Raw genomic sequence first — 25269 nt, 5'->3', positions numbered from 1 at the left:
AGATGAAGATGCAAGCACCTACCATGGAACAGGCGCAGTCTGAACTGCAAAAATATTACGGCTATCCCGATTTCCGGGAAGGCCAGAAAAAGATTGTCGGGAATTTGCTCGAAGGGCGCGATACGCTGGGCATTATGCCTACCGGAGGCGGAAAGTCGATCTGCTATCAGGTTCCGGCACTGTTGCTGCCGGGGTTGACGCTGGTCATCTCCCCGCTGATCTCACTGATGAAGGATCAGGTGGATGCGCTGACCACTGCCGGTATTCCCGCAGCCTATATCAACAGCACGCTGAGCGGCAAAGAAGTCAATGAACGGATCCGGGCGGCGCGCCGGGGCGAGCTGAAGCTGCTCTATGTGGCACCGGAGCGTCTGGAGCTGGACTGGTTCCGCATGGAGATGGCGGAATTATCCATCTCCTGCGTAGCGGTGGATGAAGCCCACTGTGTCTCGCAATGGGGCCATGATTTCCGCACTAGCTATCTGGCGGTCTCGCCGTTTGTGGAGGGGTTGCCGGAACGGCCGATTCTTGCGGCCTTTACAGCGACGGCGACACCGGAGGTCATGGAAGATATGGTCCGGCTGCTGCGGCTGCATCAGCCGGGTGTTTTCATGACCGGACTTGGCCGGGACAATCTGGCGATGTCCGTGCTGCGCGGGGAGAACAAGAAGGAATTCCTGATGGATTATGCCGCTGCGCATTCCCATCAGCCGGGCATTGTATATGCCGCCACACGCAAAGAGGTAGATGATCTTTACCAGCGTTTGCAGGCTTCGGGAATCGCCGCAGGCCGCTACCATGCCGGAATGAATGACCAGGAACGGGCCGAATCCCAAGAGAAGTTTCTTTATGATGATATTCGGGTGATGGTGGCGACCAACGCTTTTGGCATGGGGATCGACAAGTCCAATGTCCGGTACGTCATCCACTACAACATGCCGAAGAATATGGAAGCTTACGTCCAGGAGGCTGGCCGTGCCGGGCGTGACGGGGAGCTGAGTGAATGTATCCTGCTCTTTAGCGCTCAGGATATTATGACGCAGAAGTTCCTCATTGAGCAGAACCCGCAGGACGGGGACCGCAAACATAATGAATACCGCAAGCTGCAGCAGATGATCGATTATTGCTACACCACCCGCTGCCTGCGGAGTGCGCAGCTGGATTATTTCGGCGAAGTCCACGCGGACAAGCCCTGCGGCATCTGCAGCTCCTGCACCGATGAGCGGGAACTGGTGGATATGACGGTGGATGCCCAGAAGATCTTCTCCTGCATTCACCGTATGCGTGAGCGTTATGGTGTAGCGTTGGTAGCCTCCGTGCTCAAAGGTTCGCGCAACCAGAAAGTGCTGCAATACGGCTTCGACAAGCTGCCGACGCATGGTGCGATGGCGGGGAAGACCGAGAAGGAGATTACCGAGATTATCAATGTGCTGATCTCGGAGGGGTATTTGGCTCTTTCGGAGGGCCAATATCCGGTAGTGAGGCTGCAGCTTCAAGCTGCTGAAGTGCTGCGCGGCCAGCGGGAGGTCCTGCAACGGGTCGCCCGGCCAACACGTTCGGGCAGCTCCGGTTCGCGTGACCGCAGCCGGACCCGTGATTTGGGGCCGTCGGCCGTCAACGAGACGGTCTTTGAGCAGCTTCGGTTGATCCGCCGCGAGCTGGCCGGGCGGGAGCATGTGCCATCCTACATTATTTTTAATGATGCGACTTTGCGCGAGATGAGTGTGGTTTGTCCGCAGACGGAAGCGGAGATGCTGAGAGTGAAGGGTGTCGGTGAAGTGAAATACCGGAAGTACGGGAAGGAATTCCTGGAGTTTTTTCAAAATGAAATGTAAAGAAGGTCGTGAAGCATGAGAATCATCCTAGCAACGTTGAACGCCAAATATATCCACACCTCGCTTGCCATCCGTCTGCTGAAAGCTTACAGCGAGCATGAATTCGGGGATATCCAGCTGGCGGAGTACACCATCAAAGACCCCGTGATGAACATCGTGTCCGACCTGTTCCAGAAGCGGCCGGATGTGATCGGCTTCTCCTGTTATATCTGGAATATCGAGGAGACGATCAAAGTGATCGGCATCCTCAAAAAAGTTATGCCCGAAGTATCCATCGTGCTGGGAGGACCGGAAGTGTCCTACGAGCCGCTGTATTGGATGAAGCGCGAGCCCGGCATCGATTTTGTAGTCAACGGGGACGGGGAAGAGACCTTTCACCATTTGCTGCAGGAGCTGCGCGATGACCGCAAGTTTCATTTTGTCTATGGCGCCGCCTACCGCAAAGGCGAGGAACTGATCGTCAATCCGCCGCGTCCCAAAACCGATCTCAACACCCTGCCGACCCCGCACCGTTTCGCCGAGGATTTGCCGGATCTGGGCAAACGGATTGTGTATTTTGAGACCAGCCGGGGTTGTCCGTTCAACTGCCAATTCTGCCTCTCCAGCATAGAGGTGGGGGTGCGCTACTATGACATTGAGCGAGTGAAGTCCGATTTGCTGTACCTGATCGACAATGGTGCGAAGATCATTAAGTTTCTCGACCGGACTTTTAATATCAACCGCAATTATGCGATGGAAATGTTCCAGTTCCTGATCGACAACCACCGCGGGTGTGTGTTCCAGTTCGAGATTACCGCCGATATTATGCGGCCGGAGGTGCTTGATTTCCTCTCGAAAAATGCCCCACCGGGTATCTTCCGGTTCGAGATCGGGGTGCAGTCCACCAATGATGAGACGAATGAGCTGGTCAAACGCCGCCAGAACTTCACCAAGCTGTCGCGCACCGTCATGAAGATCAAGGAGAGCGGCAATATTGACCAGCATCTGGATTTGATTGCCGGATTGCCGCAGGAGGATTACGCTACCTTCCGCAAGACCTTCAATGACGTATTCGCCATGGAACCCGAAGAGCTCCAGCTTGGATTTCTCAAAATGCTGCGCGGTACCGGCCTGCGTGCCCAGGCGGCGAAATATGAATATACGTACATGGAGCATGCGCCTTACGAAATTCTGAGCAGCCATGTCATGCCGTTCTCCGACATCGTCCGCCTGAAGCGGCTGGAGGATGTGCTGGAGAAATATTGGAATAGCCACCGGCTGGATCATTCCGTGAAATATTTGATCCGCCATGTGTTCGATTCGCCGTTTGACTTCTTTCAGGAGTTCGGGGATTACTGGGAAGAGCGGGGCTGGCAGAAGATCGGGCATCAGCTGGAGGATCTGTTCATTCGTCTGGAGTCCTTCCTGAAGGACCGTGGAACACAGTCCATGGATGTTATCACGGGACTGATGAAGCTGGACTATTTCCTCGGCCACAAATACAAGCCGCGCAAAGTCTGGTGGGATTTCACCCTGGATAAAACGGATTGGTCCCGTTACCTGAAGGAGCTGGCGGCTGATCCGGGCAGAATCTCCGCGAAGCTGGCGGAAGCCAAGCTTACGGAGCGGGAGCTGCAAAAGTACACCGTTCTTGAAATCCTGCCCTTCCCGCTGGAAGCCGTGCTGCAGTCGATTAGCGGACTGCGGGCCGACCAGCCGCCGGTACCTGTCCTGGAGACCCTCCCCTCCGCAGACACAGAAGCGCCGGGTGTTGCATTTGACGCTGAATTAACAAGCGGAACCGCAACAGCTACGCTGGAACGTCCGTTCAGCGGAAGTGGAAGCACGCTGCTTGTCGTGATGTACCAGCAGGATGAGAGTCAGCAGGCGTATTATTATGCGCTGCCGATGGTGTAGGAGGTAAGGTGCAGTCTGCGTAATGGAGCAACACCCTGAACAGTGTTTGGACGGGGCAGTGGCTAACTATAGAGAATAACTGGCCTTATCTATTGCCTCTCATGGAGCGCCCAGCGCGGCTTTGGGCGGAAAGAGAGGCATTTTTGCCTCTCATGTGGCGCCCGGCGCGGCTTTGGGCAGAAAGAGAGGCATTTTTGCCTCTCAAGGGTCGCCCAGCGCGGCTTTGGGCGGAAAGAGAGGCATTTTTGCCTCTCATGTGGCGCCCGGCGCGGCTTTGAGCGTAAAGAGAGGCATTTTTGCCTCTCAAGGGTCGCCCAGCGCGGCTTTGGGCGAAAAGAGAGGCATTTTTACCTCTCAAGGGTCGCCCGGCGCGGCTTTGGGCAGAGAGAGAGGCATTTTTGCCTCTCATGTGGCGCCCGGCGCGGCTTTGGGCGTAAAGAGAGGCATTTTTGCCTCTCATGTGGCGTCCAGCGCGGCTTCGGGCGTAAAGAGAGGCATTTTTGCCTCTCATGGGTCGGCCGGAGCGGCTTTGGGCAGAAAGAGAGGCATTTTTGCCTCTCATGTGGCACCCGGAGCGGCGGCCGTTATTTTTTTCACAGCATGTCTATATGTAATAAATTGGTTTATGTTATAATATCCATAAAAAAGGAGCTGTGCCATGAGCACTGCTCCACTTGTACAACCACTGCTGATAGAGCAGTCGGGCGCTTGTCTTTGGTGTCAGGAATAGACCGTTACCTTGCCGGGGCGGTCTATTTCTTTTTGATATAGCTCAGGAGTGCCAATATAAACATGCCGAATACGAACATTAGTGTCAGTGCATCTTTAACCTCCATCTCAGTCACCTCCTTTTCAGGAGAACGACCGCCGGCCCTAAAAGTCAGTGTTGTACAAGTAAATCATATCATATTTAGATTGTTAAAAAATGGATGTTTGCTAGATTTATAGCGGAAAAATAAAAAGACAGGCTCCCCGGATGGGGAAAGCCTGTCTTTTGTGTAGCAGTTGCTAGGTTGCTGTGGATTCCAGCACCATGGAGTCTGCAGGAAGATGACGGGCCAGCCAGTCAAGTACATCGGCCGTCACCTGATCACGGTTGACCTCGTTCAGCATCTCGTGCCGTCCTCCGGGGTACAGGCGGTGCTCCACGTCCCTTATTCCGCGTTCCCGGTAGATTGCGGCAAGGCGGAGCAGCCCCTGGCCATTCATGCCGACAGGGTCCTTGTCCCCGGAGAACAGATATACGGGCTTATCCGTACATAACGTACGCAGCGATTCCCGGGTGTGCAGCTCCCGCAGAAGCTGAAAGAAATCACGGAAGAAGCGTGTAGTGCAGATCGCTCCGCAAAAGGAATCCTTGATAAAAAGATCGACTTCAGCCGGATCGCTGCTGAGCCAGTCGAAGGCAGTTCTCACCGGGGAGAAGCCCCGGTTGTAATTGCCGAATACCAGACTGTTCAGCAGTACGCTGCGGTGGAGTGGGCCCTGCAGCCTGTACTGGATACTGGCTACCGATTCGGCCAGGCCAAGCATGCTCCGCGGGCCATTGGTGCCGCTGAGGATATAACCGGCGTACACGTCGCCGCCTTCTTCACACATGATCTTTTGTGCCAGAAAGGAGCCCATGCTGTGTGCAAACAGAAAGATCGGTTGTCCTTCATGGCGGGACATTGCGATGGCTGCCACCTGCAGCAGGTTGCGGCGCATCCAGTAAAAACCATCCTCGCCCACATCCCCGAGCAGGTTGACTTTGCCTGCCGTCCGGCCATGGCCCCTGTGGTCCTGGGCATACACGGCATAGCCGGCTCCGGTTAACGCCGCTGCAAAGCGGGCATAACGGGCCGCTGTCTCGCACATGCCGTGGGAGATCTGTACGATTCCCCGCACAGCCACATCCGGGTCCGGCAGCCATTCATAGACATGAAGGCCAACACCTACCGGATCGGTCACAATAAAGCTGTTTTCCGTCATTGTGCCTTTCCTCCTACAGGTTATCTCTTAAGGCAGATAAGAACGGAGCACGGTCGAATGCCCATCCATTTCATAAGTCCCCAGGCTGGAAGGCAGCAAATAGCTTTCACCTGCGGCATAAGGCTGGGAGCCGCCATCCCATTTCAGATGTCCACTGCCTTCGCAGATAATCAGAATAGTGAAGCTGTCCGGTGTGGTTGCAAGGCTCCATGCGCCGTTGACGATCCCTTTTTCCACAATAAAATAAGGCGAAGCCGCCAGCTGCAGCCATTCTCCCGGAACGGCGTTGTCCGTCTTCATTGCCGTGGCACCGGCGCCTTCGTAGGCCGTTACATTCAGTGAATCCTCAATATGCAGCTCGCGTGGCTTGCCGTCCAGGCCCGGACGGTCATAGTCGTAAATCCGGTATGTAGTATCAGAGTTCTGCTGAATCTCTGCCACTACGACTCCTGCACATAAGGCGTGTACGGTCCCGGCCGGAATGTAGAACGAATCCCCTGCCGAAACCGAAAGTTCCTGCAGACTGTCCATGACGGTGCCGTTATCGAGGGCTGCCTGCAAGCTCTCGCGGGTTACGCCTTCCTTGAGGCCGTAGATGATTTTGGCACCCGGTTTGGCGTCCAGCACATACCACATTTCTGTTTTGCCCAGTTCCCCCTTCGGCAATCCCTCATAATCGTCGGTTGGATGGACCTGTACGGAGAGATTGTCATTGCAGTCCAGCAGTTTGACCAGCAGCGGAAATCTTCCGCCGGCTTCAGAAATGCCCTTGGTGCCGAACCATTCGCGTCCGAACTGCTCGCGGATCTGATCCAGGCCTTGTCCGGCCAGCTCACCGTTGACTACCGAAGAGGTGCCGTTCGGGTGGTCGGCGATGGTCCAGCCTTCCCCGATATGGCCTTCCGGCAGCTTGAATCCGAATTTCTCCAGGGCGCGGCCGCCCCAGACCCGGTCTTTAAACTCCGGCTCAAATTTCAATGGATAAGGTTTAGTCATGTGTACATCTCCCTTTCAAGGTTCTCTAAAGTAGGAAAAGCTTATTTCTTCTCAAGCGCAACCACATAGGGGGCTGCTGCACGCTGCAGCTGCCGGTAAATGATGCTCTGGGCGGTGTGCAGAGGAACGGACGCCGCCCAGGCTTCGACAGCTGCGGCTTCGAGATCGCCGCCGGCATGTCCGGGGTAGAGCACGGCGGTGATGATGCCGCCGGGGCGAAGCAGCGAGAGCGCCGCTTCGAGAGCGGAGATTGAGCTGTGCGGTTCGGTGATGATGCTCTTGTCGGCATCTGCGGAAGGCAGATAGCCGAGATTGAACATCACCGCGCCTACCGTCCCGCGCCAGGCGGCCGGGACGGCTTCGGCCATCTCCGCATGGCTCCGGCAGAGCAGAGTCACAGGAGCAAGGGCCAGGGGAGACTCTTCCCTGGCCGCATTCAGGCGCTCCGTGGCAAGCTTCAGGGCCGCCTGCTGGATATCAAAGCCGCAGACTTCACCGCGGGGGCCGAGGGTTCTGGCGAGGAAGAGGGTGTCTGCGCCGGTACCTGCCGTAGCGTCGATTGCCCGCTCACCCGGGGCGAGCCGCTCCGCTATCGATTTGTGGGCAAAGCTGAGAACGGACATGAACCCCATTACCCTTTTCTCCAATACTTGCCTTGCCAGCTATCCCGGGCAACCAGCTCGTTGTCAATGGCATTGAGGACTTCCCATTTCTTCAGGCTCCACATCGGGCCGATCAGAAGATCGCGCGGCGCATCTCCGGTCAGCCGGTGCACGATCATCTCCGGCGGCAGAAGCTCCAGGGAATCGGCAATCAGCTTCACGTACTCGTCCATCTCCATGAAACGCAGCAGTCCTGCTTCGTATTGCTTCACCATGGGAGTCTTGCGCATCAGATGCAGCAGGTGGATCTTGATGCCTTGAACATCCATCTTGGCCACTGCCGATACCGTTTCAAGCATCATTTCATGGGTCTCCTGTGGAAGACCGTGAATGATATGAGTGCAGACCCGGATGCCATGGCGGCGCAGCTTGGCTACAGCTTCTATATAACACTGGGTATCGTGCGCCCGGTTAATCAGCTCCGAGGTGGAGTCGTGAATCGTCTGCAGACCCATTTCAACCCACAGATAAGTTCTCTGGTTAAGCTCTGCCAGATATTCCACCACATCATCCGGCAGGCAGTCGGGTCTGGTCGCGATGGAGAGGCCTACAACGCCAGGCTGCTGCAGAATCACTTCATAATATTCTCTCAGCTCTTCTACCGGAGCATAGGTGTTAGTGTAGGCTTGAAAGTATCCGATATATTTGGCGTTCGGCCATTTCAAATGCTGCCGGTCGCGCACATTGTTGAATTGGGTGACAAGGTCGTCGCGGCGGCTGCCGGCAAAATCCCCGGAGCCTCTGGCGCTGCAGAAGGTACAACCTCCCTTGGCGATGGAACCGTCACGGTTCGGGCAAGTGAACCCCGCGTCCAGCATGACTTTGAACACTTTGGTATCCAATTGCTCACGCATTTCATAGTTCCAGGTATGAAAACGTTTATCCCCCCAAAAGGGTGCGGAGGAGGCCTGTAAAAGGTTAGACATGGGTAGCTCCTTTCTAGATCCCATCTATTGTATCAAAAAAGTGCGTGTTGCGTAACATTCCTCCTTGGCAATGTTGTGGAAAATAGGCCGTAAGCCGGGGGTCTCCGGCTTGTAAATACTTACACATTATGTTATATTTAAATTGTAAAAAAGCTGATGCAACAACGTTAAATTCATTTAGGATTCATATTTTCGTGTCGACCGGTCCATACTAATAACCGTGAGGTGATAACGATGAATTCTCAAACAGTCTCTGCCGAGGGAAAAGGTTCAATCGATGTACAATTAACTCCCGACGAAGCTTTGGCGCTGACAGGCGTCGAATTTAACGGCAACCACAAGATTAAGTCAGACGCACAGCGCAAGATCCGCAATGCTTTCGAGAAGACATTCGATTTCAATTCAACACCGAAATAAACGATGCTTAGAACTATGCATGGATCCCAATTCCAAATATAGAGTCATCAAGGAATTCTTCAAGCTGCCCCTTTCGGGCTGGCCCACAGAATTCCTTTTTCTTTTTTAACTAAATGACTTTACTTTTACGTACAAGTTCGGCACAATATTGCAAGTGATAGTTATAGCAAAAGAGATAAGCGGAGGAATACCTATGCGTTTACGCGGAAGAAAAGGAATACGCGAGAGTCTGGAAGGACAGACCGATCTGGTCATCCTCGATCCTCGCAGTTTAAAAGGACAGTGGTCCGACCTGTTTGGCAACGATCATCCGATCCATGTAGAGTTTGGAATGGGTAAAGGGCAGTTCATCAGCCAAATGAGCTTCAAATATCAGGATATTAATTTTATCGGTGTGGATATGTACGATGAACTAATCCGCCGCGCCGGTGACAAGGCCCGGGCAGTATGGGAACCGGCAGGACAGGAGACACCGCCGAACCTCAAGCTGGCGCTCGCCAATATTGATTATGCGGAGGAAGTATTTGCTCCCGGAGAGCTGGAGCGCATTTATTTGAACTTCAGCGATCCCTGGCCCAAAAGCAAACATGCCCGCCGCCGCCTGACACATCCGCGTTTTCTCGACAAATACCGCGGACTTCTGTCCCCATTAGGCGAAATTCATTTAAAGACGGACTCCCGCAGTCTGTTCGAGTTCTCCCTGAATGCTTTTGCCGATTTCGGACTGCAGATGAAGAACATCTCACTGGACCTGCATGTGGACGGCGTTATCAACGAAGAACACATCATGACCGAATACGAGACAAAATTCGTGGGCCGGGGCGTAAACATTCACCGCTGCGAGGCCATTGTCGGTCCTGAGGCGCTGGCGCGTTATCAGGCTTCGCGACTGGACAAGTACAGACTCTAGAAGGAATGCGTAAAGGTCGCCCCCCGGAAGCGGAGGGCGACCTCTTATAAGTCCAGCATCTCCAGGATGCTTTGTGCGCTTTCCAGCGGGTGGTAACGGGCAATGGCCTCCAGATGGTTCTTTCGCTGCTGCCGGACTTCTTCATAATGATGAAGGAGGCGGTGTATCCATTTGCCGACCACTTCGGGGGAATCGATGGTTTCTCCGAAGCCCGCATTCGTCAAATAGCGGCAATTTTCTTCTTCCTGTCCGGGCAGCGGGTTGTGGAAGAGCATCGGGATGCCTTTGGCGAGTCCCTCGCTGCAGGTCATCCCGCCCGGCTTGGTAACCAGCAGATCGGAGATCTCCATCAGCTTGTCAATCTCGCGGGTGAAACCGATGAGGGTGATGTTTGGATGGTTGTACAGGGGATCTTCGGTCATTTCCTGCAGCAGTTTCTCATTGTGGCCCAGACAGAATATAATCTGGACCTGATCCCGCCATCCGGCCAGGACGGCATTGACGACTTCATCGTTCATCAGTCCCCAGCCGCCGCCCATGACCAGAACTGTAGGCATGTCCTGCAGATTAAACTGCAGCAGAATCTCATTCCTGCCCGGATGCTCCCAGAAATTCGGATGCACCGGAATGCCGGTTACCCGAATTTTGCCGGCAGCCACCCCAGCCCGCCGGAGCTTGGATTTCACTTCCGGCGTAGAAACCAGGTATCGGTCGACCTCGGGGCTGATCCAGCTGGCATGCGCATCATAATCGGTAATTACCGTTACGAGCGGCATATTGAATTTGGGATCGATCCTCTTGAGACGGGAGACCACAGCCCCGGGAATAAAGTGCGTGCAGACGACAATATCCGGCCTTAGTTGCCTGACAATATTCTTGGTATGCGTATAAAATATGCGGTGCAGGGCAAGCGTGGTAAGACGATTAAACGATTTCTGGTGACGGTACACGTACCCCATCAGCCGGGGCTGGGCGGTAACCGTCTTCCGGTAAGCAGAGACAATAAGGGGTGCCATCCTGGGGTTTAAGAAATTACCCAGTTCCAGCACCCTTGTCTGCACCCGGGGAGATAATTTTCGCAGACTGCTGGATAATGCATAGGCTGCCTGTGTATGTCCCGCGCCAAAACCCTCTGACAGCAATAATACCCTTTTTTTGCGCAATGTGGATTCACCTGTTTCCGTTACTTGCTTCAGATCCATAGTGCTACCGTACCTGCCGCTACACTGGTTCCAATGGCGGCACCTGCGAGCACATCGGATGGATAATGCAGACCCAGATAGATCCGCGAGAATCCCACGATGCAGGCAAGCGGAAGCAGAACAACGGTCAATGAGGGAAAAGCAACCATATAAGGAACTGTAGAAGCAAAGATTGCTGTGGTGTGTCCCGATGGAAAAGAATGGTCCTTCAGCGGATTGTGGAACGTACGGGTTCCAGGCAACGCCAGGTAAGGACGCATGCGCGGGTACAGCTTTTTGGCGACGGCAACGGGCAAATGGCTGATCGCCAGAGCAGCCAGTGCTTGAATTCCTGTAGTTCTCCAAGGCTGCTGAGCAAAGGCCGCAATCAGCAGATTGATGCCGATCGCGCTTGTAGCTCCTCCCAGATGGGTCAAATAATAGAGCCAAAAGTTAAGGAAGCGATTGTGCATTCTTCCATTAATCCATTGAAAAAGGCGCCGTTCCAAGAGAATCAGTTTCATGAATAAATTTCTCATTTCTAGTCCCTCCGCTAGTCCGGCTGCCGATATTTGAAGCAATTGCTGCAAGCTGTCCTTTAGACATGCAACTATCCTTATCATACTTTTTTAAGGTAGTCCATTTCAAGAAAAAGGTCGTCTTTGCCCGAAAATTGCCAGCTTTGACTTGAGCGCCCTTACGCTTTACAATGATTCAAGTGGGCCGAACACGTTTAAAAGGTAACAGAGAAATAAGAGGATTCCAAAGTATGGAATCTGTACAAATCCTTTGAATGTCATAGAGATAAAAATTCGGCGGCCTGCCTACAATAAAGGAACGCCTGAGGTCTAGGGGTAAGGGATGCAACAAAAGGGTCAGCAAGAACGTTTGATAAGCTAGAGAGAAAGAACACAGAAGTGGAAAAGGGGGCATCAAAAGGCCATGATAGACGCACTGTTTGTAACGCTCCAAGTGATCTTGGCGGCAATCGCGATTTATCAGTTTGCATTTTCGTTGTTCGGACTGCACAAGAAAAAGAGAAAAGAGCAGTTCAAACCGGAGAAATCATTTGCTGTACTGGTTGCAGCGCACAACGAGGAAGAAGTCGTTGGTGCATTGATGGAGAATTTGAAGCAGCTTAATTATCCGGCTGACCTGTACGATGTGTTTGTCATTTGCGACAACTGTACGGATGGAACAGCACGGATTGTCAGAGAGCACGGACTGAATGCATGCGTCCGCACCAACAGCAACCTTCGGGGCAAAGGATACGCCATCGAATGGATGCTTAAGGAATTATGGGCTATGCCGCGGCAATATGACGCCGTTGTTATGTTCGATGCCGATAACCTTGCGCATACTGAATTCCTGATGGAAATGAATAATGACCTTTGCTCAGGCAGCAAGGTGATTCAGGGCTATATTGATACGAAGAATCCTGAGGATTCCTGGATTACGGCTGCTTATGGGGTATCTTACTGGTACATCAACCGGTTATGGCAGCTGTCGCGTCATAATCTGAATATGGCCAACTTCCTTGGAGGCACAGGGATGTGCTTTGAGACCAATCTTCTCAAGGAAATGGGCTGGGGTGCCACAAGTCTGGTGGAGGATTTGGAGTTCACCATGCGTAGCGCATCCAAAGGCGTATATCCGAAATTCAACTATGATGCCAAAGTGTTTGATGAGAAGCCGTTAACATTCAAGGCCTCATCGAGACAACGGCTGCGCTGGATGCAGGGACATTTTACTGTAGCCCGCCGTTATTTCTTCCCTTTGCTGTGGCAAAGTATTAAAGAACGCAGCTTGACCAAGTTTGACCTCGCCCTGTATGGGGCGAATGTATATATTGTATTGCTGACTTTCCTGATGACAGCAGTGATGTGGGTGGACAGTGCCTTGCTTAACGGTCCCAACATAGCGAATATATACGGACACTTGCCGCTCTGGCTCAGCTATGTAGCGATCGGAGCGAACCTTCTGACCTTCTTTATCGCGATGCTGCTGGAGAAAGTCAAGTTCAAGAAAGTGTACGCTTATATGCTGCTCTTTCCGATCTACCTGATCTCCTGGTATCCTATTACGTTCTATGCGTTCTTCACGCAGAACAATAAGCAATGGAGCCACACCAAGCATACGCGTGTTGTAAGGCTGGAGGAAGTGCAGAGCAAGCAAGGTGGCGTTCTATAATTTTAGGTTGAGGTGTTGACACTTCTTACCCGGTGATGGTATAGTATTCAAGTATGTTAAACATAGGGATTGCAAGAAGAAGCACCGGCTTCTCACCTGACTGGCACAAATGCCGGCTGGTTTTGATCTCAATGCTTTATGAATGGTTGTTTATTCATGAACGTTGATCAAACGGGGTGTCGGGAGTTACCGGCACCCCTTTTTTATGGAGTAGGCCAGAAGTAAATGGTTATCAAGATCCGGAGGTGGAGAGTTATCAGTAAGGAACATATGATCAATGATGAAATTCGGGCCAAAGAGGTTCGGTTGGTTGGTGCGGAAGGTGAACAAATCGGAATTAAGCCGATCCGCGAGGCGTTGCAAATGGCGATTGATCTTAATCTGGATTTAGTCAACGTAGCACCGCAGGCGAAACCGCCGGTATGCCGCATCATGGATTACGGCAAGTTCCGTTATGAAACGCAGAAGAAAGAGAAGGAAGCACGCAAGAACCAGAAGATCGTGGACATCAAGGAAGTCTGGTTCCGTGCCAACATCGAAGAACATGATTATCAAACCAAGTTCCGCAATGTGATCAAATTTTTGGGTGAAGGCGATAAAGTGAAATGCTCCGTTCGTTTCCGCGGACGCGAGATTGCACATTCGAACCTTGGCCAGAAGATTTTGGAGCGCGTGAAGAACGAGGTAGCTGAGATATCGGTTGTTGAGCGTCATCCGAAGCTGGAAGGCCGCAGCATGATCATGATTCTGGCTCCAAAAGCACAATAAGAACTGGAGTCACTTGCATAGCAAATTGGCGCCGCATAATATTCAAGGAGGAAACACCATGCCTAAAATGAAAACACACAGCAGCCTGAAAGGCCGCTTCAAAGTTACCGGATCTGGTAAAGTAACTCGCTACAAAGCACATAAGAACCACTTGCTGTCCCACAAATCCAAGCGTGCTAAGCGCGTATTGAACGGCAATCCGGTAATGGCCCCTGGGGATGTAAGACGTTTGAAACAACAACTGGCTAATTTGAAATAGTTTATTACACATTTTTGGGAGGTTTATTAATATGGCAAGAGTTAAGGGCGGATTTGTAGTTCGTCGTAGACATAAAAAAGTTTTGAAATTGGCAAAAGGATATTTCGGTTCCAAACACCGCATTTTCAAAACAGCTAAAGAACAAGTAATGAAATCGATGGTATACGCATACCGTGACCGTCGTCAAACTAAACGTAACTTCCGCAGACTGTGGATCGTTCGTATCAATGCAGCAGCCCGTTTGAATGGTCTGTCCTACAGCAAGCTTGTACACGGCCTGAAATTGGCTGGTGTGGAAGTGAACCGTAAAATGCTGGCTGATCTGGCTGTAAATGATCTGAACGCATTCAACTCTCTGGCTGTAGTAGCTAAAGAAAAAATCAACGCTTAATTGCCGTTGTAATTGAAAAGCACCGCTGCACGGGTAATCCGCAAGCGGTGCTTTTTTGCGCGGTGATTTGGGATGGATGTTATTCCCAATATTTTGTAGTTCCAAGCTGGGAAGCTAGTTTCTTGCTGATTGCCCGTCTTACTTTCCGCAGTTCCGAACGTTCGTTGGCAGATTCGCTGATCAGTTTCTCTTCATCCGTCTCGGGAATAATGGCCGGAACAGGAGAAGGGGTTCCATCCTCGTTAACGGCTACGAAGGTGAGGAATGAGGTGGCAGCGACTACCCGCTCCCCGGTATAGAGATTCTCCGAGATAATCTTTACGAATACTTCGATGCTTGTCCGTCCTGTCCAGGAGACGAAAGACTCGAAACAGACTGAGTCGGTAGGTCGGATTGGCAGCAGGAAGTCGACGGAATCGGTGGAGGCGGTGACGACGTTCAACCGGCAATGTCTCATAGCTGAGATGGAAGCGACCTCATCAATGCCGCTCATCAGTTTGCCGCCGAATAAGGTCATATGGTTATTGACATCATTGGGGAAGACACGTCCAGTCTTGAATACACGGGATTCCCGGCAGTATTTGGAAGCGGGAACCGCTGTTGGTGCAACATGAGATTTTTCGTCCATTTTCTGAAAACGCCCTTTCCTTACATTACATTGGTAAGCACTTATAATAATAGAAAACCATTTCCTGTGCAATACTATTTGTAGTCGACAAATTTCAGTGAAATCGAGGTTTTCTCCCATCATTCGTTCACAATAGTGACGTACTATGTTAAGGTAACCGTTTTCTAGCGAAAAGATGCGAATTTTTATTGACCTGAGGTCATTAATAGACTGGATTTTAGCATTTTTTACAGTTATAATTTGTTCTAATGGAATGTCCAAGCAGAACACAGAAGACATCCAATTTTTTAAGGGGGATCACAATCAATGAAAAAGGTTTTCAAGCTGTCTCTTGCTCCAGTTCTGGCCTTCAGTATGATGTTGACAGGATGCGGCACCAACAATGCTGCTAACGGAGGTGCGAACACCAATGCAGGAACTGCAACGGATGCACCCGCCGAGGCAACTGCGGCACCAACGGATGCACCTAAATCCGATATCAAGGTTGGTATGGTTACTGACATCGGCGGAGTAAACGACAAATCATTTAACCAATCCGCTTGGGAAGCATTGCAGGCTCTTGAAAAGGAAGCGGGTATCGAAGTTAAATACCTGCAAAGTAAATCCAGTGCGGATTACCAGCCTAACTTGAATCAATTTGTTAAGGGCGGTTTTAACTTGACTTGGGGTATCGGGTTTGACCTGGGAGATGCCATTAAACTGGCAGCTACCGAGAATCCTGATGCTAACCTGGCTATCATTGACAGTGTAGTGGATGCACCAAATGTTCAATCCGTGACCTTTGCCGAGAATGAAGGTTCCTTTCTTGTCGGTGTTGTTGCTGGTCTGACTACAAAAACCAACAAAATCGGTTTTATCGGCGGAGCGGAAAGCCCGGTTATCAAACGTTTTGAAGTGGGCTTCAAAGCAGGTATTGCTGCTGTAAATCCTAAAGCTGAACTTAAGATCACTTATGCAGGCGCGTATGACAAGCCGGATGTTGGTAAATCCTTGGCTGCTACGCTGTACAACGATGGAGCCGACATCATTTTCCCGGCTGCCGGCGCAACAGGAAATGGTGTGTTTAACGAAGCGAAATCCCGCAACAAGGCAGGCGGCACGAAAGTATGGGTTATCGGTGTAGACAAAGACCAATCCATAGAGTTTGGTGATGATGTGACACTGACTTCCATGATTAAACGTGTAGACGAAGCTGTTAAAAAGGTATCGCAAGAAGTGATTGATGGAACGTTCAAAGGCGGAATTACAACACTGACGCTCAAAGACAATGGTGTAGGCCTTCCTGAGACTTCCAAAGCCAACGTAACTCCTGAAATCCTGGCTAAAGTTGAAGAGTACAAACAACAAATTATCGCTGGAACGGTTACAGTTCCTTCCGAATAATCACCTCAGCTTGTCTGCATTACAATAGTGTACAGGAACAAGGCCGGTTGTGATGCCGGCCTTGTTCCAGGTTTAGAGCTTTTAAATAGGCAAGATACACAGCGATGCCGCTTCAGAATGGAGCGGTACCGCCGTGTCTACAGCATTATTATATTCTGTGATGAGGGTGATTCCATGAGTGCTGCGGCTCCTGTCGTAGAGTTGAAGCAAATCACAAAGCGCTTTCCCGGTATTGTCGCTAATGACTCCATTAGTCTGACATTGAAGAAGGGGGAGATTCATGCCTTGCTTGGCGAGAATGGAGCAGGCAAATCTACCCTGATGAATATCGTATTCGGACTGTACCAGCCGGATGAAGGCAGCATCGAAGTCGACGGGAAACCGGTGATTATTGATAATCCCAATAAAGCAATCGAACTTGGCATTGGCATGGTTCACCAACATTTCAAGCTTGTGGAGCCTTTTACGGTTACAGAGAATATTGTTCTGGGTATGGAGCCGAAGAAAGGTCTTAAAATTGACTATAAATCCGCTGCGGAGAAAGTGCGCAAGCTATCGGAGCAGTATGGCCTTCAAGTCAATCCAAACGCCAAAATCCATGACATTTCGGTGGGCATGCAACAACGGGTAGAGATTATGAAGACCCTGTACCGTGGTGCGGATATTCTAATATTCGATGAGCCGACAGCAGTATTGACGCCGCAAGAGATTACAGAACTTATGGCTATCATGAAGCGGCTGGTTGCGGAAGGCAAATCTATTATTCTGATTACGCATAAGCTTAAAGAAATCATGCATATATCCGACCGGGTAACCATTATCCGCCGGGGGAAAGTCATTGATACGGTTAACACCTCCGAGACCAACCCGAACGAGCTGGCTGAGAAAATGGTCGGACGCGGCGTGACCTTTAAGGTGGACAAGCAGGCTCCGCATGTAGGAGCGCCTGTATTGAAGCTGAATAATGTCAGCAGCAAGAGCAAAGATGGTGTAGCCGTGCTGAACGGCTTGAGCTTTGAGGTCAAGGCCGGGGAGATTCTCGGAATTGCCGGTGTAGATGGAAATGGGCAAAGTGAACTTATTCAAGCCATCACGGGTCTGCGCAAGATTGATTCCGGCTCCATCACCATGTCAGGACAAGAGATTGCCAACTTGTCACCCCGCAAGATTACGGAGATGAACGTATCGCACATCCCTGAAGACCGCCATAAACACGGGTTGGTTCTTGATTTTACAGTGAGTGAGAATATGGTTCTGGAAACCTATTATAAGAGACCGTACAATCAGAACGGGTTCCTCAAAAAGGATATTATCAATGAGCATGCCCGGCGGCTGGTGGAACAGTTTGATGTGCGGACACCTTCCATTGAGAATAATGCGCGCTCCCTGTCAGGCGGTAATCAGCAGAAAGCGATTATTGCTCGGGAAATAGACAAAAATCCGACATTGCTCATTGCTGCCCAGCCTACACGGGGGCTTGATGTGGGTGCTATCGAATTTGTGCAAAAACAGCTGATCGAACAGCGCAATCTGGGTAAAGCCGTGCTGCTTATTTCTTTCGAGCTGGATGAAATTATGAATGTATCTGACCGCATTGCCGTAATTTATGAAGGGCAAATTGTCGGTGAAGTATTCCCGCAGGATACCAATGATCAGGAACTGGGTCTGATGATGGCGGGCAGCTTGAAGCGGGGAGGCAACGCCGGTGCATAAACTGAAAAAAATATTTGCAACAGACAGCTACATTGTTCCTCTGGTTGCCATTCTGATGGGGTTCCTTGTAGGTGCAATCGTTATGCTGGTCGGCGGTTACGATCCGGTTGCTGCGTACTCAGCGCTTTTTAAACGTGTGTTTGGCAGCCCTTACGACTTTGGTGAGGCTGTACGTGAAATGACGCCGCTGATGCTTACAGGCCTGGCAGTGGCCTTTGCCTTCCGTTCGGGAATGTTTAACATCGGTGCCGATGGACAAGTTATCATCGGGATGACAGCAGCGACTATCGTTGGTATTAAGCTGGCTGCTCTTCCTTCTTTTTTGCTGGTCCCTCTTGCCGTTATTGCTGCAGGACTCTGCGGCGGCTTGTGGGCAGGAATTGCGGGTTACCTAAAAGCCAAACGTGGAATTAATGAAGTTATCACTACCATTATGCTTAATTGGATTGCCTTGTTTTTAGCGAATTTCATTGTCAGAACCTTTTTGCTGCTTCCCGGCCAGAACCGGTCCGAGGATATTCCGGCATCCATGTCGATGACCTTTCTGAATTCGATGTTTGACAATGCCCGTCTGCATTGGGGAACAGCAATTGCCTTGGCTGCAGCCGTATTCTTCTATGTCTATCTTTGGAAAACGAAGCAGGGGTATGAGATGCGGGCGGTTGGCTTAAATCCGCATGCTGCCGAATATGCAGGGATGAACGTGGGCCGTAACGTTGTCAAAGCCATGTTTATCAGCGGTGTATTCGCCGGATTGGCCGGAGCCGGAGAGGTGCTTGGCGTATTTCATTTTCAATCCGTCTTTGCAGCATCGCCAGGTTACGGGTTTGACGGGATAGCTGTTGCTTTGCTCGGGTTAACTCATCCATTTGGTGTGATTCTGGCAGCGATTCTGTATGGAACGCTCACCTACGGTTCAGCGGGTATGAGCTTTGGTGCCGATGTACCTCCTGAGCTGATTCGTATTGTAATTGGCTCTATAATATTCTTTATTGCAGCGCAGGGAATTGTACGCTGGGTGCTGAAGCCGTTTTATTTAAAGCGCAAGAAAGAGAAGGTGTTATAGATGGATGTTCTAGGCCAATTGCTCAATACGACACTTGTGTTTTCCACAGCGCTTATCTTTGCTTCATTAGGCGGCATCTTCTCGGAACGTTCCGGTGTAGTCAACATCGGGCTTGAGGGCTTGATGATGTTTGGCGCTTTTGCAGCTGCTGTAGGGGGATATTATGCTCAGGATGCCGGGATGGGGGATTTGGCCCCGTGGATTGGCGTTCTCTGTGCGATGGCTGTCGGAATTATTGGATCACTGATCCATGCTGTGGCGTCGATTACCTTCAAGTCGGACCAGACCATTAGTGGTACGGTCATTAACTTTTTGGCAGCGGGCAGTACGCTTTATATCGTTAAGCTGTTGTTCGATGGTTCTGCTGAAACCCCTTTGCTGGATGGGTTCACCAAATATGCCATTCCAGTACTTTCGAAAATCCCCATTATCGGAGAAGGTATCTTTAATTCATATCCGACCACCTATCTGGCAATTGTGATGGTCATCGTTATTTATTTCATTCTGTTCAAAACCCCATTCGGGCTGCGGCTGCGTGCGGTCGGTGAGCATCCCAGCGCTGCGGACACGCTGGGTGTGAACGTAAACCGGATGAGATATATCGGTGTTATGATGAGTGGTATGCTGGCCGGAATAGGGGGAGCAACGATCACCTTGACGACGACAGGAACTTTTGGGCATAATACCATTTCAGGTCAAGGTTTTATTGCGATTGCAGCGATGATCTTTGGGAAATGGAATCCGCTTGGTGCTTTTGGAGCAGCTGTGTTCTTTGGATTCTCCCAAGCGATCCGCAATTATGTGCAATTGTTCGAATGGTCCAGAGATATCCCGCAGGAATTTATTTTTATGCTGCCATATGTGCTGACGATTATTGTACTGGTGAGTGCTGTAGGGCGTTCCTCGGCTCCAAGCGCATTAGGGCAGCCTTATGATCCCAGCAAACGTTAGCCCTGTTTATGGACAGACCATAGTAGCAGAAGTATGCAGCCGTATTTCCGGTTTATCCGGGAATACGGCTTTTTTAAAATATAAGGATTTATATGTTCTACGCCATAAATCAGTTTTATATTTCTACGAGAAACGGATACCCTCCTCTTCCTGAGGACGGCGAAGCCGTTTCTTCTTGTATGGGGAGGTTGCCGGAGGGAAGAACTTGTTCATGTCGAAGTTGCAGGAAACGGGGCAGGCGTACAGGCGAACGGCTTATCCGAAGAATAGACTGTGCTGAAACAGATATTTGTAGGAGGGATCGTATGGCACAGCAGGTTACCAAGAAACAAGTCATGAAGCTGGTAGGCAAACGAATTGTTGCCGTGAAAAAAGATGGCTCCCAAGTGACAGGGAAACTGCTCCGCATTTCGGGAAACCGTCTGATTCTGCAGCGCATCAGCGGTAAAAAAGTACAAACAAAGGCCCTGATTCCGCTCGTGCTGTTTGATTTGCTGGCTGTGGGTACAGCTCCTTACGCCTATGGCGGGGGTTACGGATACGGTGCACCTTATGGCGGTGGCTACGGTAATGGCGGATATGGCTACGGTCCGGGCCCTTATGGCGGGGCACCCTATCCTCCGTATGGATTTTTCTAAGTAGAGCCGTCTTTAGGAGAATCTTTTCTCAAGTTCATAGCAGCAGTTCTGTGCTTGATAACGGGCTACCCTGTAGCCCAGCTTCTGATAAAAGGAAAGAGCTGCGTCGTTACCGGCATCCACTGCAACCTTGGCCCTCTGACACCCGCGTGATAGTGCAAACCGCTCCGCTCGATCCATGAGCATATTGCCCCAGCGTTTGCGCCTGGCAGCGGGTGCTATGGCCAGCATATCAATGAATAACAAATCCCCATGCAGCATAAAATGAACAAAGCCGAACGGTTCGCTCTCATAATCGGGACAAGCCACAAGGGTCATCCCGTGTCCAAGCCGCCGGGGTAAATCCGCTCTAAGCTGACTGATGACCTTTTGCGGCAGATGGGAGAGCGGGACAAGCTGGCGCTCAATCAAATCCAGAATGACGGTATCATCCTGTTTAGGCCTCCGATAACGGATCATACCGAGCCTCCTTTTCACGGATAGTCATACATCATATGAAAGCAAGAGGTTGGGCGTTCCGGGGCTGGAGAGCAGGCTGCACGGAATTTAAGAAAAGATGGGTATTGACTATCCGTGTGAGGAATCATATAATGTGTCTAAACATTTTATCGATCATACATGTATCGGCAATGATGAGGACGAAGTTTTAAGGGCTCTTTTGCTCAGAGAGTGAGAGGATATGCTGCAACCTCCACCAGAATCCCTTATATACGAGCTCACCTCGGAGCTGTTTTCCTGAAAGGTCCATCGGCTGGAGTGGTGGAATTATTAGGGGGAATCGTTTGGTCCGCGTTACGGACTTCAGGTTACAAAGATTGGGGCCCTCTGCCTACATCGATGGATTTTTGTATACCTGATAAGGCATTTCATCGTGAGATGTAATGCAAACATGGGTGGTACCACGGAAGATCAACCTTTCGTCCCTCACGCGCTTCATTTGTGCGTGGGAGGCGAAAGGTTTTTTTGTTGTTATAAGAAGCCCCTCTAATCACTTGTTGGCTATAAGACGGAAGGTCATTCGCATAAGGAAGGTTCACAATTGAAGGGAGGAATACTGATGAGCGCGCAAATGCCGGAAGTGCGGTCTACAGAGCAGTTACGTGAGAAATGGAGTACGCCGGAGGTCATTACCGGCTCGGAAGTTCTGCTTCGCAGTTTAGTACTGGAAGGTGTAGATACTGTATTCGGCTATCCTGGTGGTGCTGTATTGTACATCTACGATGCTCTCCATGGTTTTGATGACTTTAATCACATTCTGACCCGTCATGAGCAGGGAGCCATTCATGCAGCTGACGGTTACGCCAGAGCGAGTGGCAAAGCAGGTGTGTGTATCGCTACTTCGGGCCCGGGGGCCACAAATTTGGTTACTGGAATCGCCACTGCTTTTATGGATTCTGTACCGCTGGTGGTGATTACGGGCAATGTATTCTCCAGCCTGATCGGGACGGATGCTTTTCAGGAAGCTGATATTACCGGAATTACAATGCCGATTACCAAGCACAGCTACCTTGTACGGGATGTTGAGGATCTGCCGCGTGTCATTCATGAAGCGTTCCACATCGCCAATACTGGCCGGAAAGGCCCGGTGCTGATTGATATTCCGAAGGATGTATCCGCAGCGAAGACTTTGTTCTCTCCACCACAGCTTCAAGGAGTTAACCTTCGCGGATATAACCCGCGTACCGTCCCGAATAAGCTGCAGCTTGATAAGCTCGTACGTGCCATTTCCGAGGCAGAACGTCCGATTATCATTGCGGGCGGCGGTGTAATTTATTCCGGTGCGCACGAAGAAATGTTCGAATTCGTGAAGCGGACCGAAATTCCAATCACGACCACATTGCTTGGACTCGGTTGTTTCCCTAGCGGGGAAGACCTGTGGATGGGAATGCCGGGAATGCATGGCACCTACACTGCCAACAATGCGATTCAGCAGTGTGATCTGCTCATTAACATTGGTGCCCGTTTTGATGATCGTGTGACCGGCAAGCTGGACGGTTTCGCCCCGAAAGCCAAAATCGTTCATATCGACATTGATCCGGCAGAGATTGGCAAAAACGTAACGCCTGACATTCCGATCGTTGGCGACGTGAAGACTGTGCTGGAAATGCTGAATCCTGAGGTGGGCCGCGCAGCCAAAGCGGATGCCTGGAGAACGCAGATTGCCCAGTGGAAGCTGGATCAGCCGCTGCGTTATAAAGATTCGGAGACGGAGCTTAAACCGCAATGGGTTATTGAGATGATCAATGACACGACCAGAGGTGAAGCGATCGTAACCACGGACGTAGGCCAGCATCAGATGTGGGCTGCCCAATACTATAAATTCAATCACCCGCGTTCTTGGATAACCTCGGGCGGACTTGGAACCATGGGTTTTGGATTTCCGTCGGCGATCGGAGCCCAAATGGCCCATCCGGAGCGGCTGGTTGTCTCCATTAATGGGGACGGCGGCATGCAGATGTGTGCCCAGGAGCTTGCGATCTGCGCCATTAATAACATTCCGGTGAAGATCGTTGTTATTAACAACGAGGTGCTTGGCATGGTGCGGCAGTGGCAGAATCTGATCTATGAGAAGCGCTACAGCTATACCGATCTGGCCGGCAGCCCGGATTTTGTGAAACTGGCTGAAGCTTACGGAGTCAAAGGCCTGCGCGCTACCAATAAAGAAGAAGCAAGTGCGGCATGGCAGGAAGCGCTGGAAACACCGGGTCCGGTATTGGTAGAGTTCCTCGTTCCGAAGGACGAGAACGTCTATCCGATGGTCACCCAAGGCTCGACCATCGATCAAATGCTGATGGGAGATGAATAGCCGTGTTGAAACATACGATTGCTGTATTGGTGAATGACCAGCCGGGTGTGCTGCAGCGGGTGTCGGGCCTGTTCGGCCGCCGCGGATTCAATATTGAGAGTATTACTGTCGGGCAGTCCGAAGAGATTGGACTGTCCCGGATGGTCATCGTGACGCTGGGTGACCAGGCTACTCTGGAACAGATAGAGAAACAGCTCTATAAACTCATTGATGTCATTAAAGTGGTTGATTTGAGCTCCAAACCGATGGTTGCCCGGGAATTGGCACTGATTAAAGTGAAGGCTGAGCCATCGGAACGTCCCGAAATTATGGGTGTAGTCGAGACCTTCCGCGCTTCCGTTGTAGATATCGGCAGTAGTAGTCTTTTGGTACAGGCTGTAGGAGATACCCAAAAGATTGATGCGATGATTGAGCTGCTGAAGCCATACGGCATAAAAGAGCTCTCCCGTACCGGTGTTACGGCGATGATCCGTGGTAATGCTTAAAGAGCATAGTTTACGGCTTTAACGAATTACTGCTTGTTAGCTTTAATCTGCTATGATAGAGGATAATGAAAGGTATTCCCGCGAAAGAGCGGGAGCTTGAGGAGCAGCGTTTCTATGACAGTATGCTCTTGAAGCACCCGCTCTTTACGATGGGTCCCAATTTAAAGGAGGATATTGACAATGGCAGTGACAACGTACTATGAACAGGATGCAGAATTGAGTGTACTAAAAGGAAAGACAATTGCAGTAATCGGTTATGGCAGCCAAGGCCATGCCCAAGCACAAAATCTGCGTGACAGCGGTCTTCAGGTTGTCATCGGCCTTCGTGAAGGGAAATCTTTCGACACTGCCAAAAATGACGGCTTTGAAGTATTGCCTGTAGCCGAAGCAGTATCCCGTGCAGACGTAGTACAAATCCTGATGCCGGACGAAACTCAGGCATCCGTATATAAAAATGAAGTTGAACCGAACCTCAAAAAAGGCGCGGCCTTGATGTTCTCCCACGGCTTTAACGTTCACTTCGGACAAATCGTTGCTCCTAAGGATGCGGACGTATTGTTGGTAGCCCCTAAATCCCCTGGTCACATGGTTCGCCGTACTTACGTGGAAGGCTTTGGTGTTCCCGGCCTGATCGCGATTGAACAGGATGCAACCGGCAAAGCCAAGGATATCGGACTGGCATATGCCAAAGGTATCGGCTGTACCCGTGCAGGCGTTATCGAAACTTCTTTCCGTGAAGAAACCGAAACCGATTTGTTCGGTGAGCAGGCTGTACTTTGCGGCGGGGTATCCGCATTGATCAAAGCTGGTTTCGAAACGCTGACAGAAGCCGGATATGCTCCGGAAATGGCTTATTTCGAGTGCTTGCATGAGCTGAAACTGATCGTTGACATGGTGTATGAAGGTGGTCTGTCCAGCATGCGTGATTCCATCAGCAACACTGCTGAATATGGCGACTATGTAACAGGCCCGCGCATTGTAACTGAAGACACCAAAAAAGCAATGAAGGCAGTACTGACTGACATCCAAGAAGGTAAATTCGCGCGCGACTTTATCCTGGAGAACCAGTCCGGACGTGCTTTCCTGACAGCTACCCGTCGCAATGAAGCTGCTCATCCGGTTGAAGTAGTCGGCGGCCAACTGCGTGAGATGATGCACTGGATCAAGAAATAAGTTCATATACTTGAACTATTAACT

Annotated in this window: 25 protein-coding genes; 16 read left to right on the top strand and 9 right to left on the bottom strand. The window is 50.9% G+C overall.

The features are described from left to right. Positions 1-2: 2 nt before the first annotated feature. Both recQ and IEY53_RS14180 read left to right on the top strand, forming a co-directional pair. Positions 3-1835, top strand: coding sequence for a DNA helicase RecQ (recQ, locus tag IEY53_RS14185; RefSeq protein ID WP_189025909.1), 1833 nt, complete (start codon positions 3-5; stop codon positions 1833-1835). A 15-nt stretch (positions 1836-1850) separates the two neighbouring features. After that, positions 1851-3731: a B12-binding domain-containing radical SAM protein gene (locus IEY53_RS14180; protein ID WP_189025907.1), complete on the top strand. Its 1881-nt coding sequence runs from the start codon at positions 1851-1853 to the stop codon at positions 3729-3731. Positions 3732-4483: 752 nt separating this feature from the next. Here IEY53_RS14180 and IEY53_RS35125 read toward each other — a convergent pair. The 5 genes from IEY53_RS35125 to mnmL form a co-directional block, all read right to left on the bottom strand. After that, complete coding sequence (locus tag IEY53_RS35125) at positions 4484-4567, bottom strand: putative holin-like toxin (RefSeq protein ID WP_229696159.1); 84 nt, start codon at positions 4565-4567, stop codon at positions 4484-4486. A gap of 172 nt (positions 4568-4739) precedes the next feature. After that, positions 4740-5702, bottom strand: a complete 963-nt coding sequence (locus IEY53_RS14175; RefSeq protein ID WP_189025905.1) for an alpha/beta fold hydrolase — start codon at positions 5700-5702, stop codon at positions 4740-4742. A gap of 27 nt (positions 5703-5729) precedes the next feature. Next, positions 5730-6698, bottom strand: coding sequence for a type I phosphomannose isomerase catalytic subunit (locus tag IEY53_RS14170; RefSeq protein ID WP_189025903.1), 969 nt, complete (start codon positions 6696-6698; stop codon positions 5730-5732). A 41-nt stretch (positions 6699-6739) separates the two neighbouring features. Continuing rightward, on the bottom strand, positions 6740-7330 hold the full coding sequence (gene mnmM, locus IEY53_RS14165; protein WP_189025902.1) for a tRNA 5-(aminomethyl)-2-thiouridylate-methyltransferase MnmM: 591 nt from the start codon (positions 7328-7330) through the stop codon (positions 6740-6742). Continuing rightward, a complete protein-coding gene (mnmL, locus tag IEY53_RS14160) occupies positions 7330-8286 on the bottom strand; it encodes a tRNA modification radical SAM protein MnmL/YtqA (RefSeq protein ID WP_189025900.1) in 957 nt (318 codons plus the stop codon). The genes mnmM and mnmL overlap by 1 nt, the downstream gene beginning before the upstream one ends. A 234-nt stretch (positions 8287-8520) precedes the next feature. Between mnmL and IEY53_RS14155 the strand changes: the two genes are divergently transcribed. Both IEY53_RS14155 and trmB read left to right on the top strand, forming a co-directional pair. Further along, positions 8521-8703, top strand: coding sequence for a hypothetical protein (locus IEY53_RS14155; RefSeq protein WP_189025898.1), 183 nt, complete (start codon positions 8521-8523; stop codon positions 8701-8703). A gap of 193 nt (positions 8704-8896) precedes the next feature. After that, complete coding sequence (gene trmB / locus IEY53_RS14150; protein WP_189025896.1) at positions 8897-9613, top strand: tRNA (guanosine(46)-N7)-methyltransferase TrmB; 717 nt, start codon at positions 8897-8899, stop codon at positions 9611-9613. A 44-nt stretch (positions 9614-9657) separates the two neighbouring features. Here trmB and IEY53_RS14145 read toward each other — a convergent pair whose 3' ends face one another. Both IEY53_RS14145 and IEY53_RS14140 read right to left on the bottom strand, forming a co-directional pair. Then, on the bottom strand, positions 9658-10776 hold the full coding sequence (locus IEY53_RS14145) for an MGDG synthase family glycosyltransferase (RefSeq protein ID WP_444544130.1): 1119 nt from the start codon (positions 10774-10776) through the stop codon (positions 9658-9660). Between the two features lie 29 nt (positions 10777-10805). Further along, a complete protein-coding gene (locus tag IEY53_RS14140) occupies positions 10806-11333 on the bottom strand; it encodes a phosphatase PAP2 family protein (RefSeq protein ID WP_189025892.1) in 528 nt (175 codons plus the stop codon). A gap of 403 nt (positions 11334-11736) precedes the next feature. On the opposite strand from IEY53_RS14140, the gene IEY53_RS14135 reads away from it, so the two are divergent. The 4 genes from IEY53_RS14135 (at position 11737) to rplT (ending at position 14402) form a co-directional block, all read left to right on the top strand. Continuing rightward, positions 11737-12984 carry a glycosyltransferase family 2 protein gene (locus IEY53_RS14135; protein ID WP_189025890.1) on the top strand — a complete coding sequence of 416 codons (1248 nt, stop codon included), beginning with the start codon at positions 11737-11739 and terminating at the stop codon, positions 12982-12984. Between the two features lie 270 nt (positions 12985-13254). After that, positions 13255-13752, top strand: a complete 498-nt coding sequence (gene infC / locus IEY53_RS14130) for a translation initiation factor IF-3 (RefSeq protein ID WP_189025888.1) — start codon at positions 13255-13257, stop codon at positions 13750-13752. Between the two features lie 58 nt (positions 13753-13810). Next, positions 13811-14011, top strand: coding sequence for a 50S ribosomal protein L35 (rpmI, locus tag IEY53_RS14125; protein ID WP_189025886.1), 201 nt, complete (start codon positions 13811-13813; stop codon positions 14009-14011). Between the two features lie 31 nt (positions 14012-14042). Further along, positions 14043-14402 carry a 50S ribosomal protein L20 gene (gene rplT, locus IEY53_RS14120; RefSeq protein WP_189025884.1) on the top strand — a complete coding sequence of 120 codons (360 nt, stop codon included), beginning with the start codon at positions 14043-14045 and terminating at the stop codon, positions 14400-14402. A gap of 79 nt (positions 14403-14481) precedes the next feature. Here the strand turns inward: rplT and IEY53_RS14115 are convergent, their stop codons facing one another. Continuing rightward, the gene (locus tag IEY53_RS14115; protein WP_189025882.1) at positions 14482-15030 is read right to left on the bottom strand and encodes an acyl-CoA thioesterase; all 549 of its coding nucleotides are present in this window, start codon (positions 15028-15030) and stop codon (positions 14482-14484) included. 306 nt (positions 15031-15336) lie between these two features. On the opposite strand from IEY53_RS14115, the gene IEY53_RS14110 reads away from it, so the two are divergent. The 5 genes from IEY53_RS14110 (at position 15337) to IEY53_RS14090 (ending at position 20781) form a co-directional block, all read left to right on the top strand. Further along, positions 15337-16413, top strand: coding sequence for a BMP family lipoprotein (locus IEY53_RS14110; protein ID WP_189025880.1), 1077 nt, complete (start codon positions 15337-15339; stop codon positions 16411-16413). A gap of 174 nt (positions 16414-16587) precedes the next feature. Next, positions 16588-18126, top strand: coding sequence for an ABC transporter ATP-binding protein (locus tag IEY53_RS14105; RefSeq protein ID WP_189026040.1), 1539 nt, complete (start codon positions 16588-16590; stop codon positions 18124-18126). After that, entirely contained in the window at positions 18119-19192 is a 1074-nt protein-coding gene (locus IEY53_RS14100) for an ABC transporter permease (protein WP_189025878.1), read from the top strand. Before IEY53_RS14105 ends, IEY53_RS14100 begins: the two co-directional genes overlap by 8 nt. After that, positions 19193-20143 (top strand): ABC transporter permease, encoded by a 951-nt coding sequence (locus IEY53_RS14095; RefSeq protein ID WP_189025877.1) that lies wholly within the window; start codon positions 19193-19195, stop codon positions 20141-20143. It abuts the gene before it with no gap. A 305-nt stretch (positions 20144-20448) separates the two neighbouring features. Further along, entirely contained in the window at positions 20449-20781 is a 333-nt protein-coding gene (locus IEY53_RS14090; RefSeq protein WP_189025875.1) for a hypothetical protein, read from the top strand. 12 nt (positions 20782-20793) lie between these two features. On the opposite strand, the gene IEY53_RS14085 is transcribed toward IEY53_RS14090, so the two are convergent. Next, complete coding sequence (locus IEY53_RS14085) at positions 20794-21240, bottom strand: GNAT family N-acetyltransferase (protein WP_189025873.1); 447 nt, start codon at positions 21238-21240, stop codon at positions 20794-20796. Positions 21241-21838: 598 nt separating this feature from the next. Between IEY53_RS14085 and ilvB the strand changes: the two genes are divergently transcribed. The 3 genes from ilvB (at position 21839) to ilvC (ending at position 25245) form a co-directional block, all read left to right on the top strand. Beyond that, entirely contained in the window at positions 21839-23587 is a 1749-nt protein-coding gene (gene ilvB / locus IEY53_RS14080) for a biosynthetic-type acetolactate synthase large subunit (RefSeq protein WP_189025871.1), read from the top strand. A gap of 2 nt (positions 23588-23589) precedes the next feature. Next, positions 23590-24072, top strand: coding sequence for an acetolactate synthase small subunit (ilvN, locus tag IEY53_RS14075; protein ID WP_229696147.1), 483 nt, complete (start codon positions 23590-23592; stop codon positions 24070-24072). A gap of 180 nt (positions 24073-24252) precedes the next feature. Beyond that, positions 24253-25245 (top strand): ketol-acid reductoisomerase, encoded by a 993-nt coding sequence (ilvC, locus tag IEY53_RS14070; RefSeq protein WP_189025869.1) that lies wholly within the window; start codon positions 24253-24255, stop codon positions 25243-25245. Positions 25246-25269 lie beyond the last annotated feature (24 nt).

Origin of the sequence: Paenibacillus albidus (assembly GCF_014644435.1) — a bacterium.
In the GTDB taxonomy this organism is placed as follows: domain Bacteria; phylum Bacillota; class Bacilli; order Paenibacillales; family Paenibacillaceae; genus Paenibacillus_AQ; species Paenibacillus_AQ albidus.
Note: the sequence above shows the minus strand (reverse complement) of the source record. Positions and strands in the feature narration are given on the sequence as shown.